Here is a 19541-nt window from a genome sequence, read left to right as displayed (position 1 = left end):
GGGACGCGAGGTGCACGCCGGTCGGTGGAACGGCCGTCGCACTGTTCAGCGCCGGTGCCGCCCGCCGGGCTCCGCTGACCCCTCGGACGTCTCGGCCTCTTCGGCCGCGTCGGCCATCGCTGCCGTCTCGGCCATCGCTGCCGCCGCGGCCGCCCTGCGCCGCCGCCTGACCACCAGCGCCCCCGCCGCCGCCAGCAGCAGCGTCGTACCTCCCGCGCCCTCCACCAGCCGGCCGGTGGACGGGCCGCCGGAGCCCGAGTCCGCCGCGCCGGCCGCCGCCTGCGCCGCCGTCTTCGCGGGCGCCGGACTCGCCTTCGCCCCTCCCTCGCTGAGCGGATCGACCAGCGTGCCTACGGCCTGCGCCGAACGCCCGTGCCCGAAACCCCAGTCGAGCAGCGCGGCGGTCTGCTCGTAGACGGCGTTGCTCCCGGTGGCCGGGTGCATCACGGTGACCAGCAGGGTGCGTCCGCCCCGGGTGGCCGCGCCGGTGAAGGTGTTGCCGGCGTGGCTGGTGTAGCCGTTCTTCACGCCGATCAGGCCGTCGTACGTCCTCAGGCCCCACGCCCCGGTCAACAGGCGGTCGGTGTTCTGGATCTGGAAGGTCTTCTTGCCGCCCGCCGGGAAGTTCGCGGTGCGCGTGCCGCAGTAGCCGCGGAAGTCGGCGTCCTTCAGGCCGTGGCGGGCGAACAGCGTGAGGTCGTACGCCGAGGAGATCTGGCCCGGATGGTCGAAGCCGTCGGGGCTGACCACATGGGTGTCCAGGGCCTGCAGGTCCTCGGCCTTGGCCTGCATCTCGGCGACGGTCCCGGCGATGCCGCCGTTCATGTGCGCGAGCACGTGCACGGCGTCGTTTCCGGAGCGCAGGAACACGCCCTGCCACAACTGCTCGACGGTGTAGGTGAGGCCGGGCTTGATGCCGACCAGGCTGGAGCCGAGCGGCACGTCGGCGACATCGGAGTCCTTGACGGTGTACCGCTCGGTGCGGTCGAACTTCTTCAGCAAGGTGTCCGCGAACAGCATCTTCAGCGTGGACGCGGGCGGGAGCCGCCGGTGCGCGTTGAACGAGGCGAGCACCTCGCCGCTCTCGCAGTCGGCGATCAGCCAGGAGCGGGCGGTGAGCTTCCCGGGCAGTCCGGAGGCACCGCGCACCTGGACGCCGGTACGGGCCAGTTGCTCGCCGCCGATCACGGTCGCGGCGGACGCCGGAGTGGTCGCGGACAGGGGAAGGGCGGCGGCCGTCAGTCCGAGGACGGCACGTCGGCTGAGCCGGGAACATTCGCGCACTCGGGGACGGTACACCGCGCCCAGCAGCGGTTTCCGCACCGCGGGTCCGTCACCGCCGTGGAATTTGCCACGTTATGAAAATCCGATGAGCTACCCGGCCACCTTCGTCGTCACCCACGACTCCTCCATCGCCCGCCGCTGAGACCGGCTGAGGCGGGGCCGCTCACCTGCCCAGGATCCGGTCGATCTCGGCCAGTTGCCCGGCGGTGAGCGGCCCCTTCTCGATCGCCCCCGCGTTCGCCTCGGCCTGCGCGACCGACCGGAAGCCGGGGATGGGCACGGTACGCGGACTGCGGGCCCAGATCCACGCCAGGGCGCCCTGGGCGAGGGTGCGATCGCCGCTGGTGAGGATGTCCCGCAGGGCGTCGATGCGGGTCAGCCAGTCTTCGTCGGCACCGGACCCGCCACCGTCGTACCCCTGCATCCAGGCCGGCGGCCGGCTCCGGATGTCCCCGGCCTCCAGCGGCCCGCCCCTCCTCCCGGCGAGCAACCCCATGGCCAACGGGCTGCGGTTGATGCTCGCAAGCCCCATCCGCTCGCACAGTTCGAGGAGTTGGGGCGCGTCCTGGAGGACGTTGAGGGCGTGCTGTACGGCCGTGCAGTGCGGCCCCTCGGCGAAGACGGCGGCACGGTCGGGGTCGTCGGTGCTCCACGCGTAGGCGCGGACGAGTCCCTCCCCGACCAACTCCTCGCACAGATCCCGGAGTTCGGCAGCCCGTACCGGATCGGCGTCGGACAGATGGAACTGGTACAGATCGATGTGGTCGGTGCCGAGGCGGCGCAGGGAGGCGGTGAGTGCGCGGCGGGCGTACTCCGGGGTGTCGTCGCTGCCGGTGAGGGTGCGGGTGTCCGGGTCGAAGACGTTGCCCCACTTGGTGGCGAGCACGACGTCGTCGCGCCGCTTGCCGAGGGCACGGCCGAGGACTTCCTCACTGTGCCCGGTGCCGTAGACGTCGGCGGTGTCGAAGAAGGTGACGCCGAGATCGAGCGCACGGCGTACCGCCCGCACGGACTCCTCGTCGTCCACCTTCCCCCACCCGAGCGGCTGCCCGTCGGCGGACTGCCACTCCCCACCGATGGCCCAGCAGCCGAAGCCGAGCGGGCTGATGCCGATACTGCTGCGTCCCAGGGTCCTTGTCGTCTCCATGCCCAAGGACGGTAGGAGTTGGAGCGCACGCTAAGGCAAGACCCCCGGAAGCAATGTACGGCCGGCCGGCTGACCGGTGTTCACGCCTGCCCGGTCTCGAACCGGGAGATCCGCCCGTCGTCCTCCACGGTGAACGTCCACTTGGTGCGCATCTCGCCCCAGGTGTCGTTGCGGTAGCGGGCGACCAGGGCCCGGCCGCCGGAGGACTCGTTGTCGACCTCCATATGGCCGTGGGAGGTGAAGATCTCCCGGTCGATCCACTCGGCGAGGTCACGGTCGGAGCCGTCGTCGGACATGGTGGCGCCGGGGGCGAGCAGCGCCATGAAGCCCTCCCGGTCATGGGAGTTGACCGCGTTGACGAAGGCCCGGACGGCCGGATCGCTGAGTTTGGCTGGCTGAATCGTCATGGCGCCAGATTCACACCGCCACTCCGGCTCCGCCACCCGAACGCCGTCCACAGCGGGCCGACGAGTGCCGGACCTGCGACGGTGGATACGCGAGGGGGAGCTGCTTACCTGCTGATGGGGAGTGACCGTGACCTGTTTCGACCGACGTGATCTGGGCCTGCTGCTGCTCCGGCTGGGGACCGGCGGGGTGCTGGCCGCGCACGGCGCGCAGAAGCTGTTCGGCTGGTTCGGCGGGCACGGCCTGGAGGGCACCGGCCAGTTCATGGAGTCCGTCGGCTACGCGCCCGGCAAGGCGAGCGCCACGGCGGCGGGCCTCGCGGAAGCCGGCGGCGGCACCCTCCTCGCCCTGGGCCTCGCGACCCCGGCGGCGGGCGCGGCTGCGGCCGGAGCGATGGCCGGGGCGGCGACCGTCCACATGCCCAACGGCTTCTTCGCCCAGGAGGGCGGCTACGAGTACGCGGCGAGCCTGGGCCTGGCGGCAGCCGGCCTCGCGGTGACGGGCCCCGGCCGCCTCTCCCTCGACCACGCCCTCGGCCACGTCTTCGACCGGGGCTGGATGGTGCCGGTCGCCCTGGGAGTCACGGCGGCGGCCACGGCGGTGGTGATCGGCGCGCGGAACCAGCGGGTACGGGCGAAGAAGGAGGGGGAGCAGGAGGTGCTGTTCGAGGAGTAGCAGCCGGTACGGCGCAGTGCCGAGGGCATGGGAACGGGGGCATGGGAAGCTGCCCGGCATGACCGATCATGATTCCGCCGCCGCCCTCTGGCCGACCATCGACGCCCTCTGGTCCCGCCTGGAGGCCACCCGCAAGCACGCAGGCCAGGAAGGCGTCCTCCTGCGCGTCCTCAAGCTGTCGGAAGAGGTCGGCGAAGTCGCGGAGGCGGTGATCGGGGCCACCGGCCAGAACCCCCGCAAGGGCGTCACCCACACGTGGGAGGACGTCCAGGCGGAACTGTGCGACGTGGTGATCACGGCACTGGTGGCCTTGCGGACGCTGACGCCGGAGGCGCGGGAGGTGTTCGAGGGGCATCTGGCAAGGGTGAGCGCCCGTCCCCTTCGGCCCGGCAACCCGGCGTGATTTCCCCACGCGCCCCCAAAGAGAACCTGGCCGGCAGACGAGTCGGGCTGTACGCCGGGTTCTGTTCCCCGGAGCCCTCGCGGGCGCCGGGGCGACGGCCATCCATCTAGGGCCGGTGTTGCCACCGGTCTCGTGCGGTCTACCCGCGGACTCGGGCGGGCAGCCCTCGAACGTCCGCGCAGAAACACCGGAGTGTTTCCTTTTGACCTTGCTCCGGGTGGGGTTTACCTAGCTGCCCAGGTCACCCTGGGCACTGGTGGTCTCTTACACCACCGTTTCACCCTTACCAGGGGCCGAAGCCCCGGGCGGTCTGCTTTCTGTGGCACTGTCCCGCGGGTCACCCCGGGTGGCCGTTAGCCACCACCCTGCCCTGTGGAGCCCGGACGTTCCTCGGGAAGCCCCTAGGGGGACTCCACGCGGCCGTCCGCCCGGCTCGTCTGCCGTGTCGACCATGGTACCGGGCGCCGGGAGCGGCGTGGACCGGCGGCCGCCGTCGCCAGGACCGAGCCCGTCAGGATCAGGGCGAAGGCCGCCAGGACCGTCGTGGTCAGGCGCTCGTTCAGGAAGAGCGCGCCCGCCGCGACCGCCACCGCCGGGTTGACGTACGTGATCACCGTCGCCCGTGTCGGGCCCGCCTCCTTGATCAGCTCCAGGAACGCCACGAAGGCCACCGCCGTGCAGAGCACGCCCAGGCCGGCCAGGGCCGCCAGGGTGGAGGAGGACGGGAGGGAGGAGGGGCGCGTCGCGATCGCCATCGGGGCGTAGACCAGCGCCGCCAGGGTCAGGCAGGCCGAGGTCAGATGGAGTGAGGGGACGTCCTTCATGCGGCGCGCGGCTATCAGTGGAGCCGTCGCGTAGCCCACGACCGTCACCAGCACCTCCGCCAGGGAGCGGGCGTCGCCCCCGGTCAGGTGGGGCAGGGTCAGGACCGTCACGCCGGCCAGGCCCAGGGTGAGGCCGGTCAGGCGGCGGGCGCCCAGGTGTTCCGTGTCGCCCAGAAAGCGGGCGCCGATCAGGCCCACGATCGGTACGCCCGCGATCAGCAGCCCCGACGTCGAACTGGACAGGTGCCGTTCGGCGTCGGTGAGGGTGAACCAGGGGATCATGATCTCCAGGCACGCGAAGGCCAGCATGGGGCGCCAGTGGGTGCGTACGGTCGCCAGAAGGCCGCCCTGGCGTACGGCGAACGGCAGCAGGAGGGCCGCGCCGAGCGCACAGCGCGTGAACACCAGCGCCGGCGGGGACACCTCGGCCACCGCCACCTTGATCAGCAGATAGGGGATGCCCCAGACGACTCCCATCAGGGAGAACAGGAACCAGCCGCGTGCAGTCATACGGCGAGTTTCGGCCGCCGTCTCACCGGGCGTCTTGAACGCTGTTGCGGTACGCCGCCGGCGTCACCCCGAGCACCCGGCGGAACCAGCGGGTCAGGTGCGCCTGGTCGGCGAAGCCCACCAGGCCGGCCACCTCCGCGGGGCGCAGGCCCGCCTCCAGCAAGGCCCGCGCCCTGTTCACCCGGTACTGGGCGAGCCAGGCGTACGGCGGTATGCCCATCGTCGTACGGAAGGCCCTCAGCAGCTGGTAGCGGGACAGGCCCAGTTCGGCGGCCAGGCCGGCCAGCGGGGGCGGTGCGGTGAGTTCGTCGGCGAGGCGGTTTCGGACCGTCAGGGCGATCGCGCCCGCGCCGGGGATCTCGTCCGACGCGGACCTGGCGGTGGAGTGGCGGCGGGCCAGGGCCATCAGCAGCCAGGGGAGGCGGGATTCGGCCTCCAGGGGGTCGGGGCAGCTGCTGAGTTCGGTGTGCGCGAGGCGGAGGGCCATGGCCAGTTCGGGGTCGTCGAGGAGGGGCTCGCGGAAGTGCGGAAGGCCGCCGAGGGTGCCGTCGGCCAGCAGGGACGGCTCGGCGTACAGGGCACGGTAGGCGTAGCCGTCGGTGGCGTTGCCGGGGCCGCCGGTGTGCATCTCGCCGGGATCGAGGACGACGATCGTGCCGGGGCCGGTACGGATGTGGCCGCCCCGGTAGTCGATGACCTCGGAGCCGCCGACGCAGACGCCGATCGTGTACTCGTCGTGGGCGTGCGGGGCGTAGGTGTGCCGGCGGAAGTTGGCCGTCAGGAGGTCCAGCGGCGGGCCGCCGTCGCCCAGCCGGGCGCGCGTCCACAGCGCCTGCTCCGCCATCCCCGTCACCCCTTCCCGCCAGTTCCCGCCAGTTCTGCCAAGAGTGCAACGCCTTCAGGGCCCGCTTCATGCCGCGTCCAGGTCGGCGTCCGCGGGAGGACCGGCCGACAGCGCCCCGGCGGCATTCAGGACGGCCGGGGCCGGGTGGCTCCAGGGGCGGGCGAGGGAGATGAGGGTGCCGGGAGCGACACCGGAGTCGCTGTGGGTGCCGGCGAGCCCGGCAGTCTCGTGCGGGCCCTCACGCCACAGTGAAGAGGATCTTCGCCGTCCCCGGGTCGGCCCGGCTGAGCCGGACCCGCAGGCGTTCGCCGAGCGGCAGCCGGTCGCCCTCGATGCGGCCGATGACCGCCGGGGAGTCGACCTGGACGGTGCCGACGGTCGGCCGGTGCTCGTCGACGTCCACCACACAGCCGTCGAAGACGTCCCCGACCCGGTCCTTGAGCAGGGCCGCCTCCACGATGTCCACGCACTCGCGCTCGACCGTGCCGGCGATCCGGGAGCCGTCGGCCATCCGCCGGGGCAGCGCGTCGAGCGCGTCGAGCACCCAGTCGGGCGGGGACTGACCGGCCACGGCGGCGAGGCAGATCTCCGAGGCGTAGCGGTCGGCGAGGCGGCGCAGCGGGGCGGTGCAGTGGGTGTAGGGGGCGGCGACGGCGGAGTGGGTCGTGATCGCGGGGAGGACGCCGTCGCGGAAGACGGTGTAACCGGCGCCGCGCAGCAGGGTGGTGCACTCCTGGAGGAAGGCCGCGTGGTGGGTGTCGTGCGGGTCGAGGGTGCGGATCAGGGCGGCGTACGACACATGGTGCGGCCAGTCGATGTGCAGCGCGGTCGCGGTGTGGCGGAGGCGGGCCACGGCGCCGTCCGGGGCCGCCGGGAGCGTGCGCAGGACACCGGTGCCGTACGCGAGCATCAGGTCGGCGGCGGCCATGCCCGTGAGGAGGGAGAGCTGGGCGTTCCAGCCGTCGGCGGGCAGCGGGGCCCGGTAGCCGAGGACGTAGGTGTGGTCCCGCTCGGTGATCTCCTGCTCGGGCACGTTCAGGGAGATGCCGCCGCGCTCGGCCTCCTGCCGCTCCCGGGCCTCGCCGATCTCCTTGAGCAGCGCGAGAGGCTCCTCGGCGGTCCCGGCGTCGATCCGCTTCTGCACGCCCGCGTAGTCGAGCTTGGCCCGGCTGCGGACCAGGGCACGGCGCACGTCGACGGCTACGGTACGGCCCTCCGCGTCCAGGTCGATCGTCCACAGCACGGCCGCGCGGACCTGGTCCGGCAGCAGGCTGGCCGCGCCCTCGCTGAGCACGGTGGGGTGCAGCGGGACCTTCCCGTCGGGGAAGTACAGGGTGTTCACCCGGCGGTGCGCCTCGGCGTCCAGCGCTCCACCGGGTACGACGAAGGCGGCGACGTCGGCGATGGCGTACCGGACCCGGTAGCCGGTGCCCTGCCGGGACAGGTGGGTCGCCTGGTCGAGGTCGGTGGCGGCCGGGGGGTCGAGGGTGAAGAAGGGGATGTCCGTGGCGTCGTACGACGGCAGGGCGGGCGCTTTCGCCGCGCGCTCGGCCTCCGCCTGGGCCTCCGGCGGGAAGGCGTCCGGGAGGCCGAGCTCGACGCGCAGCGCGGCGAGGGCAGCCCGCAGCGGGGCCTCGGGGGCGCCGGTCACGCGGATCTTGCGGCGGGGCATACAGCGAGCGTAGGGCCTGTCCGGCGGATCAGGTCGGAGGAAGCCGACGGAATCTGATCCGAAGAGGTGAGCGGGGTCTGGTGCGTCCAGATGCAAGGCGGAGGAGGGCGGCGACGCGATGGGGGTCCCCCCGCGGTGGGGGCCCCTCCCGCTCGAGCGAAGCCGAGAGGGGGGAGAAGCCGAGCGTGGGGGAGTCGACAACCGACGACAACGCCGCAGATGGGCGTGGCAGACCCCGCGTCTCCGGCAGGATCCGCCGGGCAGGCCGTGCGGTCGGGGGCGCGAGGGCGGCACGCCGTACGCTGTCGCGGAGGTCTACGTGAGGAGTACGTGTTGCTGGTCCTGCTGCCGCCCTCGGAAGGCAAGGCGAACTCGGGCGAGGGCGCCCCGCTGGAGCTTCGGTCGCTGTCCCTGCCGGGGCTGACCGCCGCACGGGAGGCCGTGCTCACCGAGCTGGTCGAGCTGTGCACCGGCGACGAGGAGAAGGCGCGCGAGGTGCTCGGGCTGAGCGAGGGGCTGCGCGGCGAGGTCGCGAAGAACGCCGGCCTGCCGACGGCCGGCGCCCGCCCCGCCGGGGAGATCTACACCGGTGTCCTCTACGACGCTCTCGGCCTGGCCACCCTGGACGCGGCGGCGAAGGGGCGTGCGGCCCGGTCGCTGCTCGTCTTCTCGGGGCTGTGGGGCGCGGTGCGGGTGACGGACCCGATCCCCTCCTACCGCTGCTCGATGGGCGTGAAGCTGCCGGGGCTCGGCGCGCTGGCCGGGCACTGGCGGGCGCCGATGGCCGAAGTGCTGCCGGAGGCGGCCGGGGACGGGCTGGTGCTGGACCTGCGGTCCTCCGCCTACGCGGCCGCCTGGAAGCCCAAGGGCGAGCTCGCGGGGCGCACGGCGACCGTACGGGTGCTGCACGCGCCGACCCGGAAGGTGGTCAGCCACTTCAACAAGGCGACCAAGGGCCGGATGGTACGAAGCCTGCTGACAGCCGGTGCCGCGCCGAAGGACCCCGCCGAGCTGGTGGAGGTGCTGCGGGAGCTGGGGTACGTCGTGGAGGCGGAGGCGCCCGGCAGGGCGGGCCGGGCGTGGTCGCTGGACGTGCTGGTGGAGGAGATCCATTAAGAGAACCTCGCTTCATTGCAGCATGCGCAACGCTCATTGCATGTACTGCAGCCGCTGGGCACGATGAGGGCATGACCTCACCGCTGCCCTCCTCCTCGGCTGCCTCCGTGCTGGATCTCGCCCCTGTCGTGCCCGTGGTGGTCGTCTCCGACGCCGCCGACGCCGTACCGCTGGCGCGGGCACTCGTGGCGGGCGGCCTGCCGGCCATCGAGGTGACGCTCAGGACACCGGGGGCGCTGGACGCGATCCGGGCGATCGCCGGTGAGGTGCCCGAGGCCGTGGTCGGCGCAGGCACGGTGATCACGCCGGAGCAGGTGGGGGCGTGCATGGCGGCGGGGGCTCGGTTTCTGGTCAGCCCGGGGTGGACGGACGCGCTGCTGGAGGCGATGCGGGGGGCCGGGGTGCCGTTCCTGCCCGGGGTGTCGACCACCTCGGAGGTCGTGGCGCTGCTGGAGCGCGGGGTGCGGGAGATGAAGTTCTTCCCGGCGCAGGCGGCGGGCGGTACGGCGTATCTGCGGTCGCTGGCCGGTCCGTTGCCGCAGGCCCGGTTCTGTCCCACGGGTGGGATCGGTCCGGCCAACGCGCCCGAGTATCTCTCGCTGCCCAACGTGGGCTGTGTCGGCGGCAGTTGGATGGTCCCGGCGGACGCGGTGGCCGCCGGGGACTGGGCGCGGGTCGAGGAGCTGGCGCGGGGCGCGGCGCGGCTCGGGCGGGACCCGGGACGTAGCGGCGGTTGACGGCGGCAGGCTCAGGGACGCAGGTGGGACGTGTCGTTGAACAGCCGTACGCTCGCGTTGCCGTCCGCGTAGTACGCCACCGCCGACAGGGAGGCCGCCGACAGTTCCATGCGGAACAGGGACTCGGGCGGTGCGCCGAGGGCGAGGCGGAGGAAGGTCTTGATCGGGGTCACATGGCTGACCAGCAGGACCGTGCGGCCGGCGTGGGCCGCGACCAGCTTGTCGCGGGTGGCGGCGATCCGGGTGGCCGTCTCGGCGAAGCTCTCGCCGCCGCCGGTGGGGTGGGCCTCCGGGTCGGCGAGCCAGGCGTTCAGGTCGTCGGGGTAGTGCTCGCGGACCTCGCCGAAGGTGAGGCCCTCCCAGGCGCCGAAGTCCGTCTCGCGCAGGCCGTCTTCGATCGTCACGTCCAGGCCGAGGCGGGTGGCGACGATGCCCGCGGTTTCGCGGGTGCGGGCGAGGGGGGAGGCGATGACGGCCTGGATGGTGCCGCGCTTGGCCAGGGCCTCGGCTGTACGGTGGGCCTGTTCTCGGCCGGCGGCGGAGAGGGAGGGGTTGGTGCCACCGCTGCCGGAGAAGCGCTTCTGGGGGGTCAGGGGGGTTTCGCCGTGCCGGAGCAGCACGAAGGTGGCGGGGGCGCCGAGGTCGGGGGCGCTGCTCCAACCCGGTGTCGAGACGTGCTGCTCGTCAGGGGTGGCAGGGCGGCGCTCCCCGGAAGGTGCCGCTTTCTGCGGGACGGGCGCCGCCTCAGTCGCACGACTGCCCACAGCTGCGGCGGTGTCGCTGCTCGCAGCTGCGGCCGTGGCGCCCTCGGCTGCGGTGGATGACGAGATGTCCAGAGCCGCCCTGGACTGCGAGGGCGACCACTGCTCCCCCTTCGCGCCCGCGTCCATCGCCTCGTTCGCCAAGCGGTCCGCGTGCTTGTTCTGCTCGCGGGGGATCCACTCGTAGGTGACCTGGTCCGGGGGGAAGACGGTCTTCGCCTCCGTCGCCAGGGGCTTCATGCCGGGGTGTTTGATCTTCCAGCGGCCCGACATCTGCTCGATGACGAGCTTGGAGTCCATCCGGACGTGCACCGACGCGGCCGGGTCGAGGGTGTGGGCGGCGCGCAGGCCGGCCAGCAGGCCCCGGTACTCGGCCACGTTGTTGGTGGCGACGCCGATGTACTCGGCCACCTCGGTCAGCGGCTCACCCGTGGCCGCGTCGCGGACCACCGTGCCGTAACCGGCGGGACCCGGGTTGCCCCGTGACCCGCCGTCCGCCTCGACGATGAACTCCCGCACCCCAGAAGCCCCTTACCGACCCTTACAGGCCCGACTCGGCCGTACGCACCAGGATGCGGCGGCAGTTCTCGCAGCGCACCACGGTGTCCGGCGCCGCCGCACGGATCTCGTTCAGCTCGGTGATCGCCAGCTCCTGGCGGCAGCCCTGGCAGGTGCGGGCGTACAGCTTGGCCGCGCCGATGCCGCCCTGCTGCGCGCGCAGCTTGTCGTAGAGCTTCAGCAGATCAGCGGGCACGGAACCCGCGATGACCTCGCGCTCCTTCGTCACCGAGGCGACCTCGCCGTCGATCTCCTCGAACGCGGCGTCGCGGCGGCCGCCCGCGTCGTCGATCTTCGACTGCACCGACGCGACCCGCTCGGTCAGCTCGCTCACCCGCTCCTGCGCGGCCTCGCGGCGCTCCATGACCTCCAGGACCACGTCCTCCAGGTCGCCCTGGCGCTTGGCGAGGGAGGCGATCTCGTGCTGGAGGTTGGACAGGTCCTTGGGCGAGGTGACCGCGCCCGAGTCCAGGCGCTGCTGGTCGCGGGCGGCGCGCTGGCGCACCTGGTCCACGTCCTGCTCCGCCTTGGTCTGCTCGCGGGCGGTGTCGCTCTCCTCGGTCTGCGCGGCGACGAGGAGGTCCCGCAGCTGGGTGAGGTCCTTGTTCAGCGCGTCGATCTCGGCGTGCTCGGGCAGGGACTTCCGCCTGTGCGCCAGCTGCTGCAGGCGGACGTCGAGGCCCTGGACGTCGAGGAGTCGGATCTGGTCGGCGGGCGCGGCGTTCAGTTGGGGGCTCCTGCGGTTTTCGTCGTGGACGCCGCGTGGGCGGTCCAGGGGTCGGTGACCGTCTTGGAGACGTGGACCCGGAGGTCCCAGCCGTGACGGTCGGAGATCTCGTCGAGCTGGCTCGCGGCCAGCTCGCACCAGGGCCACTCGGTGGCCCAGTGCGCCGCGTCGAGCAGCGCGAGGGGGCTCTGCGCGACGGCCTCGGAGGCCGGGTGGTGGCGCAGGTCGGCGGTGAGGAAGACGTCCACCCCGGCGGCGCGTACGTCCTCGAAGAGGCTGTCGCCGGAGCCGCCGCTGACGGCGACCGTGCGGACGACGGCCTCGGCGTCGCCGGCCACCCGGACGCCCTGCGCGGTGGCGGGCAGCCGCTGGGCGGCGCGCTCGGCCAGCTCGCGGACGGTCAGCGGGTGGTCCAGTTCGCAGACGCGGCCGAGCCCGCGGCGGCCCTCCGGATCGGTGGGGTCCGGGACCAGGGGCCGTACGACACGCAGGTCCAGCGCACCCGCGAGCGCGTCGGAGACACCCGGATCCGCCGTGTCGGCGTTGGTGTGGGCCACGTGCAGCGCGATGTCGTTCTTGATCAGCGTGTGCACGACCCGGCCCTTGAAGTGGGTCGCCGCGACCGTGGTCGTCCCGCGCAGATAGAGCGGGTGGTGGGTGACCAGCAGGTCGGCGCCGAGCTTCACCGCCTCGTCGACGATCTCCTGCACGGGGTCGACGGCGAACAGGACCCGGGTGACCTCCTGCTCGGGGTCGCCCACGACCGTGCCGACCGCGTCCCAGGACTCGGCCCGCTCGGCGGGCCACAGGCTCTCCAGCGCGGCGATGACTTCAGACAGACGGGGCACGTAGCAAAGGCTACCTGGCCGGTCTGCCGGGCCGTACCGCATCCGGCCGCTCTGACCCTCCTCAGCACAAAGGTCCCGTTTTCCTCAGGTGAATCGCTTCTGCACCACCCGTATGTGTGAAGCCGGGGTCGGCCCGTCCCACGCCTGCACGTGCGAAAACTAGCTTCGTCGCCGGAGGTGAGCGAACGATGACGGCCTGTGCGATCGAACCCCCGTCGACGGGCGGGGCCGACGGTGCGCCGGGGACGGCGTTCGCCGTGACGGCGGACGGTGCGTACGCGGCCCGGCTCGCGCCGGCCGGCGACTGCTGGTTCCCGGAGCGCTGGACCCTGGACGGCCCGGAGCCGTACGCGGTGCCGCTGCCCGGCAACCAGCCGGAGGAGCCCGGCACCGAGGTGCAGCCGCTGTCCGACGGCCGGGTGCTGATCCACCGGCTGGTCGAGCAGCGGCACGCCTTCTCGCTGCTGTACCCGACCGGGCCCGGCACCGGAGAGCTGCCACTGGGCACGGTGGAATGCCCCGAGCCCGGCACCCGGCTCACCCTGCTGCCGCCCGCCCCCGGCGGTGTACGGGCGTACGCCCTCGCCGTCGGGCCGCGGTCGAGCGTGGTGTGGCTGGTGGCGGGCGGGGCGTTCGGGCCCGAGCGGCTCGCCGAGGTGCCGGGACGCTGTTCGGGCGGGGTCTGGCTGGACCGTGCGGGGCGGATGCTGGCGCTGGACCGGGAGCTGAGCGGCGGCCCGGTCAAGACGGTCGTGGTGGACCTGGAGCGCGCGGAGGTCTCGCCGCTGCTGCAGATCGCGGCCGGCAGCGCCGACCGGCTGCTGCTCGCCGACCCCGACAGCGGGCTGCTGCTCATCTCCTCCGACGCGCCCTCGCCGGGGCAGGAACGATTGGGCTGGGGGGTGCTCGGCAGCATGCTGCCGGTGCGCTTCCCGGAGAGCCTCAGGGTGCCGGACTGCGCGGTGACGCCGTTCGCGATCCAGCCCGAGCAGGTGCTGACGCCGGAGCACTGCGCGGTGGCGTTGCGCGTCGACGGGCCGTTCGGCAACAGCTGGGTGGGCGTCTGGCGGCCGGCGGGGCGGCAGACGAGCCATCTCCCGGCGCCCGAGGGCTGGCTGACCGGGGCCGGGCTGTGGACACGGGACGGGGTGCTGCGGCTGCCGTACGCCACGGGGGAGACTCCGTGCGGCGTGGCGGAGCTGACGGTGCCCAGGGGGGAGACGGCCGCGGGGAGCAGTACCGCCGCGGCACGGGGGGAGGCGGGTCCGGAGGGTCCGGTCCGGGACGGCACGGCTGCGGGGGCGCTCGGGGCGTCACCGGGGCCGACGGAACCGGATCCTCCGGAACCTGCGGGGTGGGATGCCGCGGAACCTGCCGGACGGGACGGTTCGGAACCTGCGGGGTGGGCTGCTACGGAACCTGCCGGACGGGACGGTTCGGAACCTGCGGGGTGGGATGCCTCGGAACCTGCCGGACGGGACACCTCGGAACCTGCGGGGCGGGAAGCTTCGGAACCTGCGGGGCGGGAAGCTCCGGCATTTGTGAGGTGGGATGCCTCGGTGCCTGCGGAGCCGAAGATTCCGGAGCCTGCGGAAACGGTCGGTCCGGCGTCCGTGGAACCCCTTGTTCCCGAGTCGGCGGAACATCTTGTTCCGGAAGTGGTGGAACCGTTTGTTCCGGAGCCCCTGGTGGCACGTCCGGTGCCGTTGCAGCAGGCGCCTCTGGGACGTCTTGTAACGAACTAGTGCCGGTTGGCGTGTGCGCCTGGATTCGGCCCGCGGTGCGCCGGTTAGACTCGCCCGGCTGTACGAAAGATCATGTTGACGGGGTGAATACTTCCGATGAGCGACACCAGCACGACGGACCAGCTGTCTGCCGACTCGCAGGAGGCTGCCGGCCACGGCCGGCACCGGGGCCCGATCGCGGCCCAGGAGAGCGAGACGGCTCCGCACGGCCGGCACCGCAAGCCGGCCCAGCAGACCGCGGAAGCCGCTGCCTGACAGCGGTGACGGAAGAGGGGGCGCCCGACCGGCGCCCCCTCTTTCGCGTCCGGAAGCCTCCTCAGCCCCGTTTGAGTCCCAGCACCTCGGCCGCCGCGAAGGTCTCCCCCGGCGGCCGGTCCGCGTAGTGCGGGGTGAGGAGCGCGTCGAGTTCGTCGTAGCTGAACGTCTCCTGCTTGCTGTCGAACTTCGCCTGCACCCGCGGCCGTTCGACGATCGCGACCATGCCGCCGTGGACGACGAACAACTGGCCGTTGACCCCGGCCGCGGCCGGCGAGGCCAGGTAGCCGACGAGCGGGGCGACATGTTCGGGGGCCAGCGGGTCCAGGCCCTCGGCGGGCCGCTCGAACCCGGCGAAGACGTCCTCGGTCATGCGGGTCCGGGCGCGCGGGCATATCGCGTTGGCCGTGACGCCGTACTTGGCGAGGGCGAGGGCGGTGGAGGTGGTCAGGCCGACGATTCCGCCTTTCGCGGCCGCGTAGTTCGGCTGCCCCGCGGAACCGGCGAGGAACGCCTCGGAGGAGGTGTTCACGATCCGCCCGTGGACCTGCTCTCCCCCGGCCGCCTTGGACCGCTCCCGCCAGTGCGCGGCGGCGAAGCGGGTGGTGTTGAAGTGGCCCTTGAGATGGACGCGGATCACCGAGTCCCACTCGTCCTCGGCCATGGAGAAGACCATGCGGTCGCGCAGGATGCCGGCGTTGTTGACGAGGATGTCCAGCTTGCCGAACTCGCCGATCGCCAACTGGACGAGTTCCCGCGCCTGCCGGAAGTCGGCGACGTCCCCGGTGTGGGCGACCGCCCGCCCGCCCTGTGCGCGTATCCCGGCGGCCACCTCCTCTGCCGGTCCCGCCGAGGCCCCGCCCGAACCGTCCCGGCCCGGCTGCCCGTAGTCGTTGACGACGACGGCCGCGCCCAGCCGGGCGAGTTCCAGGGCCTCGGCCCGCCCGAGCCCGCGTCCGGCGCCGGTGACGACGGCGGACAGACCTTCCAGTGGCAGTGCCATACCGGTCCCCGTCCTCAGATCTCGATGCACGTACGCAGGGCCGTCCCGGTGCGCATCTGGTCCAGTGCCTCGTTGATCTCGGCCAGTTGGACCCGGTGGGTGATCAGTCCTGCCAGGTCGACCCGGCCGGCCCGCCACAGGGCGATCGTGCGCTCGTAGGAGCGCAGCACGTCGCCGCCGCCGTACATGGACGGCAGGATGCGCTTCTCGTCGAAGAACAGCTCGAACATGTTGAGCTGCAGGAAGTCGTCCATGGCGCCGGCGCCGACCACGACGAGGGTGCCGCCGCGCCGGGTGTTCTCGTAGGCGGTGCGGGCGGTGGCCGACCTGCCGACGACCTCGAAGACGTAGTCGAATCCCTCGCCGCCGGTGACCTGCTGCTTGGCGTCGGCCAGCTCATCCGGTGATATCGCCTTCGTGGCGCCGAACCTGAGGGCGGACTCGCGCCGGGAGGCGACCGGGTCGACGGCGACGATCTCGGCGGCGCCCTTCAGCCGGGCCCCCTGAACCGCCGAGATGCCGACGCCCCCGCACCCGATGACGGCGACCGACGAACCGGCCTCCACGTCGGCGGTGTTGAGGGCGGCGCCGAGACCGGTGGTGACCCCGCAGCCGATCAGTGCGGCGATGTCGTAGGGCACGTCGTCCGGGATCGGCACCGCGCAGCCGGCGTCGACCACGACCTCCTCGGCGAAGGTGCCGGTGCCGGCGAAGCCGAAGACGTCACCGCCGGAGCGCTGGAAGTTGGGGGTGCCCGCGTTCATGAACCCGGCCAGGCACAGCTCGGTCTGGCCGCGCCTGCAGGCCGGACAGGTGCCGCAGGCGGGCAGCCAGCAGATGACGACCCGGTCGCCGGCCTTCAGGTGCCGTACGCCCTCCCCCACTTCGAGGATCTCGCCCGCGCCCTCGTGGCCCGGCACGAACGGCGCGGGCTGCGGCAGCACCCCGCTCATCGCGGACAGGTCCGAGTGGCACAGCCCGGTCGCCCGCACCCGGACCCTGACCTTGCCGGGGCCGAAGCCCACCGCCTCGACGTCGTCGAGGACCTCCAGCTTTTCCTGGCCGATCTCGTGCAGTACGGCTGCGCGCATGGTGCGGCTCCCCTCGATGCTGGGTTCAGGAGTGCACGTTTCAGGAGTGCACGTTTCAGGAGTGCTCTACGACGGTGTCCGCGAGGACCGGCGCGTCCTGACGCTCCACGGCGCTCACCTCCGCCCGGACGCTCCCCTCCTGCCGCCACATGCGGATGCGCAGGGTCTCTCCCGGGTACACGACGCCCGCGAACCGGGTGGTGTACGACCGCACCCGGCTCACATCCCCGCCGAGCAGCGTGTCCACGACCGCCTTGAGCGTGATGCCGTAGGTGCACAGCCCGTGCAGGATCGGCTTGTCGAAGCCGGCGAGCTTGGCGAACTCGGGGTCGGCGTGCAGCGGGTTCCAGTCGCCGGAGAGGCGGTAGAGCAGGGCCTGGTCCTCGCGGACGGGGCGTTCGACGGTCTTGTCGGGGTCGCCGGTGGGCGGATCGAGCCGGACCGAGGGGCCGCGATCGCCACCCCATCCGCCCTCTCCCCGTACGAAGATCTGGGCGTCGTTCGTCCACAGCGGGCCGTCGGCGTCGGCGACCTCGGTGCGCAGGACCAGGATGGCGGCCTTGCCCTTGTCGTAGACGGCGGCGAGCCGGTGGGTCGCGGTCGCCGTGCCCTGGGCCGGGATGGGGCGGTGGATCTCCAGCCTCTGTCCGCCGTGCAGCACCTTGGCGAGCTCGACCTCCACGCCGGGCATGGACAGCCCGCTGATCACGCCGGGCGCGCCGGAGCCCGCGACGGTGGCGAAGCTCGGCAGGACGTGCAGCCGGGACTCCAGGGTGTAGCGCAGCTCGTCGGGGTCGGTGGCGGGGGCGTCCTTGTCGGGGTTGGCGCCCGCGCCGATGCCGAGGTGGTAGAGCTGGACGTCCTTGGTGGTCCAGGAGATCTCGCCGGTCCGGGGTTCGGCCGCGAGGGCTCGGCTTGCGTCGATGGGCATACGACTCCTGACACTCGCGGTTCAACTGGCGGTTCAAGACCCCGGCGCGGACGTCCGCACCGTCGGCCGCACCGAGGTCGCTACGGGCCGACCTAGAACGCGTTCCAGTCCGGCGCCCTCTGTATAGCCCAGCGCTCCATACTTGTGAAGGCTCCTGACGCCGTGTCAGCTCAGTGGGTGATGGCTCGGGGGGTAGTGACATTTGTACTGCCCGAGTCCGTACATGCGCATCTGCCGGGGCGAGGACCGGATCCGTAGCGTCCTAGACATGACACAACGGGGACGACGGGGACTACAACGGGGACCACGGGGAGCACGGGGACCACGCGGAAGCGCCGTCTGCTTCACGCGGGCGGTCAGGACGTACGGCACGGTGCGCGCCGTGGACGGTGTCGACCTGGACATCCCGCCCGGACAGACCGTGGCCCTGCTGGGCCGCAACGGTGCCGGCAAGTCGACCGCGATCGGCCTGCTGCTCGGGCTGTACGAGCCCGACGCCGGGACCGTGGAACTGTTCGGCGCCGCGCCCGAGCGGTCGGTGCGCGCGGGGCGGGTGGGCGCGATGCTCCAGGACGCCCGGCCGGTGCCCCGGGTCACCGTGGGCGAACTGGTCACCTTCCTGGCCTCCCGCTATCCCGCACCCATGCCGGTGGCACGGGCGCTGGAGCTGGCCGGGATCGCGGATCTGGCCGGGCGGCGGGTGGACCGGTTGTCCGGCGGGCAGGTCCAGCGGGTGCGGTTCGCCCTCGCACTGGCCGGCGACCCGGCGCTGCTGGTGCTGGACGAGCCGACGGCGGCGCTGGACGTGGAGGCCCGGCACGCCTTCTGGGAGTCGATGCGCACGTACGCCCGCCGTGGCCACACCGTGCTCTTCTCCACGCACTACCTGGAGGAGGCGGACGCCCACGCCGACCGGATCGTGGTCATCGACCGGGGCCGGATCGTCGCCGACGGCACGGGAGAGGAACTGCGGCGCGCGGCGGGCGGGAACCTGGTCTGCGTGGATCTCGCGGGGCGGGAGCCGGAGTCCTTCGGCCTGCTGCCGGGAGTCCGCTCGGTGGAGGTGCACGGCGACCGGGTCCGGCTCCGCACGGACGACTCCGACGCGACGGTGATGGCGCTGGCGGAGCTGGGCGCGATCAGGAACCTGGAGGTGACCCCGGCGTCTTTGGACGATGCGTTCCTCGCTTTGACAGCCGGGGGAGGCGCCGGCGCCCTCAAGGGGCGCGGGGAACTGCGCGAGCAACCCACGGCAACCCGCACCCGAAGGACGACCGTCTGATGCTCGCCTACATCCGTCTGGAAACCCTCCGCACCCTCCGCGATCCAGGCTTCGTCATCGGTGGCATGGCCATGCCGGTGATGATTTATCTCCTGTTCACCAACCTCGGTGAAAACGACCGGAGTTGGCGCACCGCAGCAATGGTGGGCATGGCCGCCTACGGCGCGCTCGGCTCCGCGCTGAACACCGGAGGTGCCGTCGCCGAGGACCGCGCGACCGGCTGGCTGCGCCAACTCCGCGTGACCCCCATGACCCCACGCGAGGTCGTGACCGGCCGGACCCTGACCGGCGTGGTGACCGTACTGCCCTCGATCGTCGCCGTACTGACAGCGGGCGGACTGGTCAACGGGGTACGTCTGGCGCCGAGTCACTGGGCGGCGATCGCGCTGCTGCTCTGGCTCGGCTCGGTCCCGTTCACGCTGCTCGGCCTCGGCAACGGCTACCGGCTGACCGGGCCGAGCACCGGCGTGGTGAACATGGTGTGCAATCTGGGGCTCGCGGTGCTCGGCGGCCTGTGGTTCCCGGTCAGCCTCTTCCCCGCCTGGCTGCGGGCCGTGTCGGCGTACACCCCCACGCATCGGTTCGCCCAGCTGGGCACCGCCGTATCCGAGGGGCACGCACCCGGGGTCGGTGCCATCATCGTGCTGACCGCTTGGCTCGTTCTGTTCGGTTCGTACGCTGTGCTGTCGTACCGCCGTCGGGCGGGGACCATCTGACCGGGGG

Annotated in this window: 19 protein-coding genes, 1 other RNA gene and 1 pseudogene; 8 read left to right on the top strand and 13 right to left on the bottom strand. The window is 72.6% G+C overall.

Features of this window, described 5'->3' with window-relative positions:
- Window positions 1–45: 45 nt before the first annotated feature.
- The 3 genes from SRB17_RS04265 to SRB17_RS04255 form a co-directional block, all read right to left on the bottom strand.
- The gene (locus SRB17_RS04265) at window positions 46–1284 is read right to left on the bottom strand and encodes a D-alanyl-D-alanine carboxypeptidase family protein (RefSeq protein ID WP_323374952.1); all 1239 of its coding nucleotides are present in this window, start codon (window positions 1282–1284) and stop codon (window positions 46–48) included.
- A 163-nt stretch (window positions 1285–1447) separates the two neighbouring features.
- Window positions 1448–2431, bottom strand: a complete 984-nt coding sequence (locus SRB17_RS04260) for an aldo/keto reductase (RefSeq protein ID WP_153534661.1) — start codon at window positions 2429–2431, stop codon at window positions 1448–1450.
- Window positions 2432–2511: 80 nt separating this feature from the next.
- On the bottom strand, window positions 2512–2838 hold the full coding sequence (locus tag SRB17_RS04255) for a nuclear transport factor 2 family protein (protein ID WP_153534659.1): 327 nt from the start codon (window positions 2836–2838) through the stop codon (window positions 2512–2514).
- A 127-nt stretch (window positions 2839–2965) separates the two neighbouring features.
- On the opposite strand from SRB17_RS04255, the gene SRB17_RS04250 reads away from it, so the two are divergent.
- Together SRB17_RS04250 and SRB17_RS04245 are read left to right on the top strand one after the other, a co-directional pair.
- Entirely contained in the window at window positions 2966–3511 is a 546-nt protein-coding gene (locus tag SRB17_RS04250) for a DoxX family membrane protein (protein WP_323374951.1), read from the top strand.
- A gap of 58 nt (window positions 3512–3569) precedes the next feature.
- Window positions 3570–3914: a MazG-like family protein gene (locus SRB17_RS04245; protein WP_153534657.1), complete on the top strand. Its 345-nt coding sequence runs from the start codon at window positions 3570–3572 to the stop codon at window positions 3912–3914.
- A gap of 34 nt (window positions 3915–3948) precedes the next feature.
- Here SRB17_RS04245 and rnpB read toward each other — a convergent pair.
- From rnpB to SRB17_RS04220, 4 genes and pseudogenes are all read right to left on the bottom strand, one after another.
- Window positions 3949–4350: RNase P RNA component class A (gene rnpB / locus SRB17_RS04240), an RNA gene on the bottom strand.
- 118 nt (window positions 4351–4468) lie between these two features.
- A pseudogene (locus SRB17_RS48410) lies at window positions 4469–5215 on the bottom strand (DMT family transporter); the annotation flags it as partial.
- A 55-nt stretch (window positions 5216–5270) separates the two neighbouring features.
- Complete coding sequence (locus tag SRB17_RS04225) at window positions 5271–6092, bottom strand: AraC family transcriptional regulator (protein ID WP_153534653.1); 822 nt, start codon at window positions 6090–6092, stop codon at window positions 5271–5273.
- A gap of 238 nt (window positions 6093–6330) precedes the next feature.
- Window positions 6331–7764 carry an RNB domain-containing ribonuclease gene (locus SRB17_RS04220; RefSeq protein WP_153534651.1) on the bottom strand — a complete coding sequence of 478 codons (1434 nt, stop codon included), beginning with the start codon at window positions 7762–7764 and terminating at the stop codon, window positions 6331–6333.
- A 333-nt stretch (window positions 7765–8097) separates the two neighbouring features.
- Between SRB17_RS04220 and yaaA the strand changes: the two genes are divergently transcribed.
- Together yaaA and eda are read left to right on the top strand one after the other, a co-directional pair.
- A complete protein-coding gene (gene yaaA, locus SRB17_RS04215) occupies window positions 8098–8880 on the top strand; it encodes a peroxide stress protein YaaA (protein WP_153535745.1) in 783 nt (260 codons plus the stop codon).
- Window positions 8881–8951: 71 nt separating this feature from the next.
- Window positions 8952–9617 (top strand): bifunctional 4-hydroxy-2-oxoglutarate aldolase/2-dehydro-3-deoxy-phosphogluconate aldolase, encoded by a 666-nt coding sequence (gene eda, locus SRB17_RS04210; protein WP_153534649.1) that lies wholly within the window; start codon window positions 8952–8954, stop codon window positions 9615–9617.
- 11 nt (window positions 9618–9628) lie between these two features.
- Here the strand turns inward: eda and SRB17_RS04205 are convergent, their stop codons facing one another.
- Genes SRB17_RS04205 through SRB17_RS04195 form a run of 3 tightly spaced genes read right to left on the bottom strand, consistent with a single transcriptional unit; the run spans window position 9629 to window position 12511 of the window.
- Complete coding sequence (locus SRB17_RS04205) at window positions 9629–10897, bottom strand: bifunctional RNase H/acid phosphatase (protein WP_323374950.1); 1269 nt, start codon at window positions 10895–10897, stop codon at window positions 9629–9631.
- Between the two features lie 22 nt (window positions 10898–10919).
- Window positions 10920–11663, bottom strand: a complete 744-nt coding sequence (locus tag SRB17_RS04200) for a zinc ribbon domain-containing protein (protein WP_153535743.1) — start codon at window positions 11661–11663, stop codon at window positions 10920–10922.
- A complete protein-coding gene (locus SRB17_RS04195) occupies window positions 11660–12511 on the bottom strand; it encodes a Nif3-like dinuclear metal center hexameric protein (protein WP_323374949.1) in 852 nt (283 codons plus the stop codon). The genes SRB17_RS04200 and SRB17_RS04195 overlap by 4 nt, the downstream gene beginning before the upstream one ends.
- A 188-nt stretch (window positions 12512–12699) precedes the next feature.
- Here SRB17_RS04195 and SRB17_RS04190 point away from each other — a divergent pair, with 188 nt between their 5' ends.
- Both SRB17_RS04190 and SRB17_RS45310 read left to right on the top strand, forming a co-directional pair.
- On the top strand, window positions 12700–14256 hold the full coding sequence (locus tag SRB17_RS04190; RefSeq protein ID WP_153534645.1) for a hypothetical protein: 1557 nt from the start codon (window positions 12700–12702) through the stop codon (window positions 14254–14256).
- A 96-nt stretch (window positions 14257–14352) separates the two neighbouring features.
- Entirely contained in the window at window positions 14353–14511 is a 159-nt protein-coding gene (locus SRB17_RS45310) for a hypothetical protein (RefSeq protein ID WP_194293895.1), read from the top strand.
- A gap of 61 nt (window positions 14512–14572) precedes the next feature.
- Here the strand turns inward: SRB17_RS45310 and SRB17_RS04185 are convergent, their stop codons facing one another.
- Genes SRB17_RS04185 through SRB17_RS04175 form a run of 3 tightly spaced genes read right to left on the bottom strand, consistent with a single transcriptional unit; the run spans window position 14573 to window position 17536 of the window.
- Complete coding sequence (locus tag SRB17_RS04185; RefSeq protein ID WP_153534643.1) at window positions 14573–15514, bottom strand: 3-oxoacyl-ACP reductase; 942 nt, start codon at window positions 15512–15514, stop codon at window positions 14573–14575.
- Window positions 15515–15528: 14 nt separating this feature from the next.
- The gene (locus SRB17_RS04180) at window positions 15529–16605 is read right to left on the bottom strand and encodes a Zn-dependent alcohol dehydrogenase (RefSeq protein WP_153534641.1); all 1077 of its coding nucleotides are present in this window, start codon (window positions 16603–16605) and stop codon (window positions 15529–15531) included.
- 55 nt (window positions 16606–16660) lie between these two features.
- The gene (locus SRB17_RS04175; RefSeq protein WP_153534639.1) at window positions 16661–17536 is read right to left on the bottom strand and encodes a MaoC/PaaZ C-terminal domain-containing protein; all 876 of its coding nucleotides are present in this window, start codon (window positions 17534–17536) and stop codon (window positions 16661–16663) included.
- A 382-nt stretch (window positions 17537–17918) separates the two neighbouring features.
- Here SRB17_RS04175 and SRB17_RS04170 point away from each other — a divergent pair, with 382 nt between their 5' ends.
- Entirely contained in the window at window positions 17919–18818 is a 900-nt protein-coding gene (locus SRB17_RS04170; RefSeq protein ID WP_416237021.1) for an ATP-binding cassette domain-containing protein, read from the top strand.
- A complete protein-coding gene (locus tag SRB17_RS04165; protein WP_153534635.1) occupies window positions 18818–19534 on the top strand; it encodes an ABC transporter permease in 717 nt (238 codons plus the stop codon). Before SRB17_RS04170 ends, SRB17_RS04165 begins: the two co-directional genes overlap by 1 nt.
- The last annotated feature ends 7 nt before the right edge of the window (window positions 19535–19541 follow it).

The sequence above is a fragment of the Streptomyces sp. RB17 genome, from assembly GCF_009604455.1.
Taxonomy (GTDB): domain Bacteria; phylum Actinomycetota; class Actinomycetes; order Streptomycetales; family Streptomycetaceae; genus Streptomyces.
The sequence above is the reverse complement of the archived record's forward strand: the minus strand, read 5'-3'. Positions and strand labels throughout refer to the sequence as shown.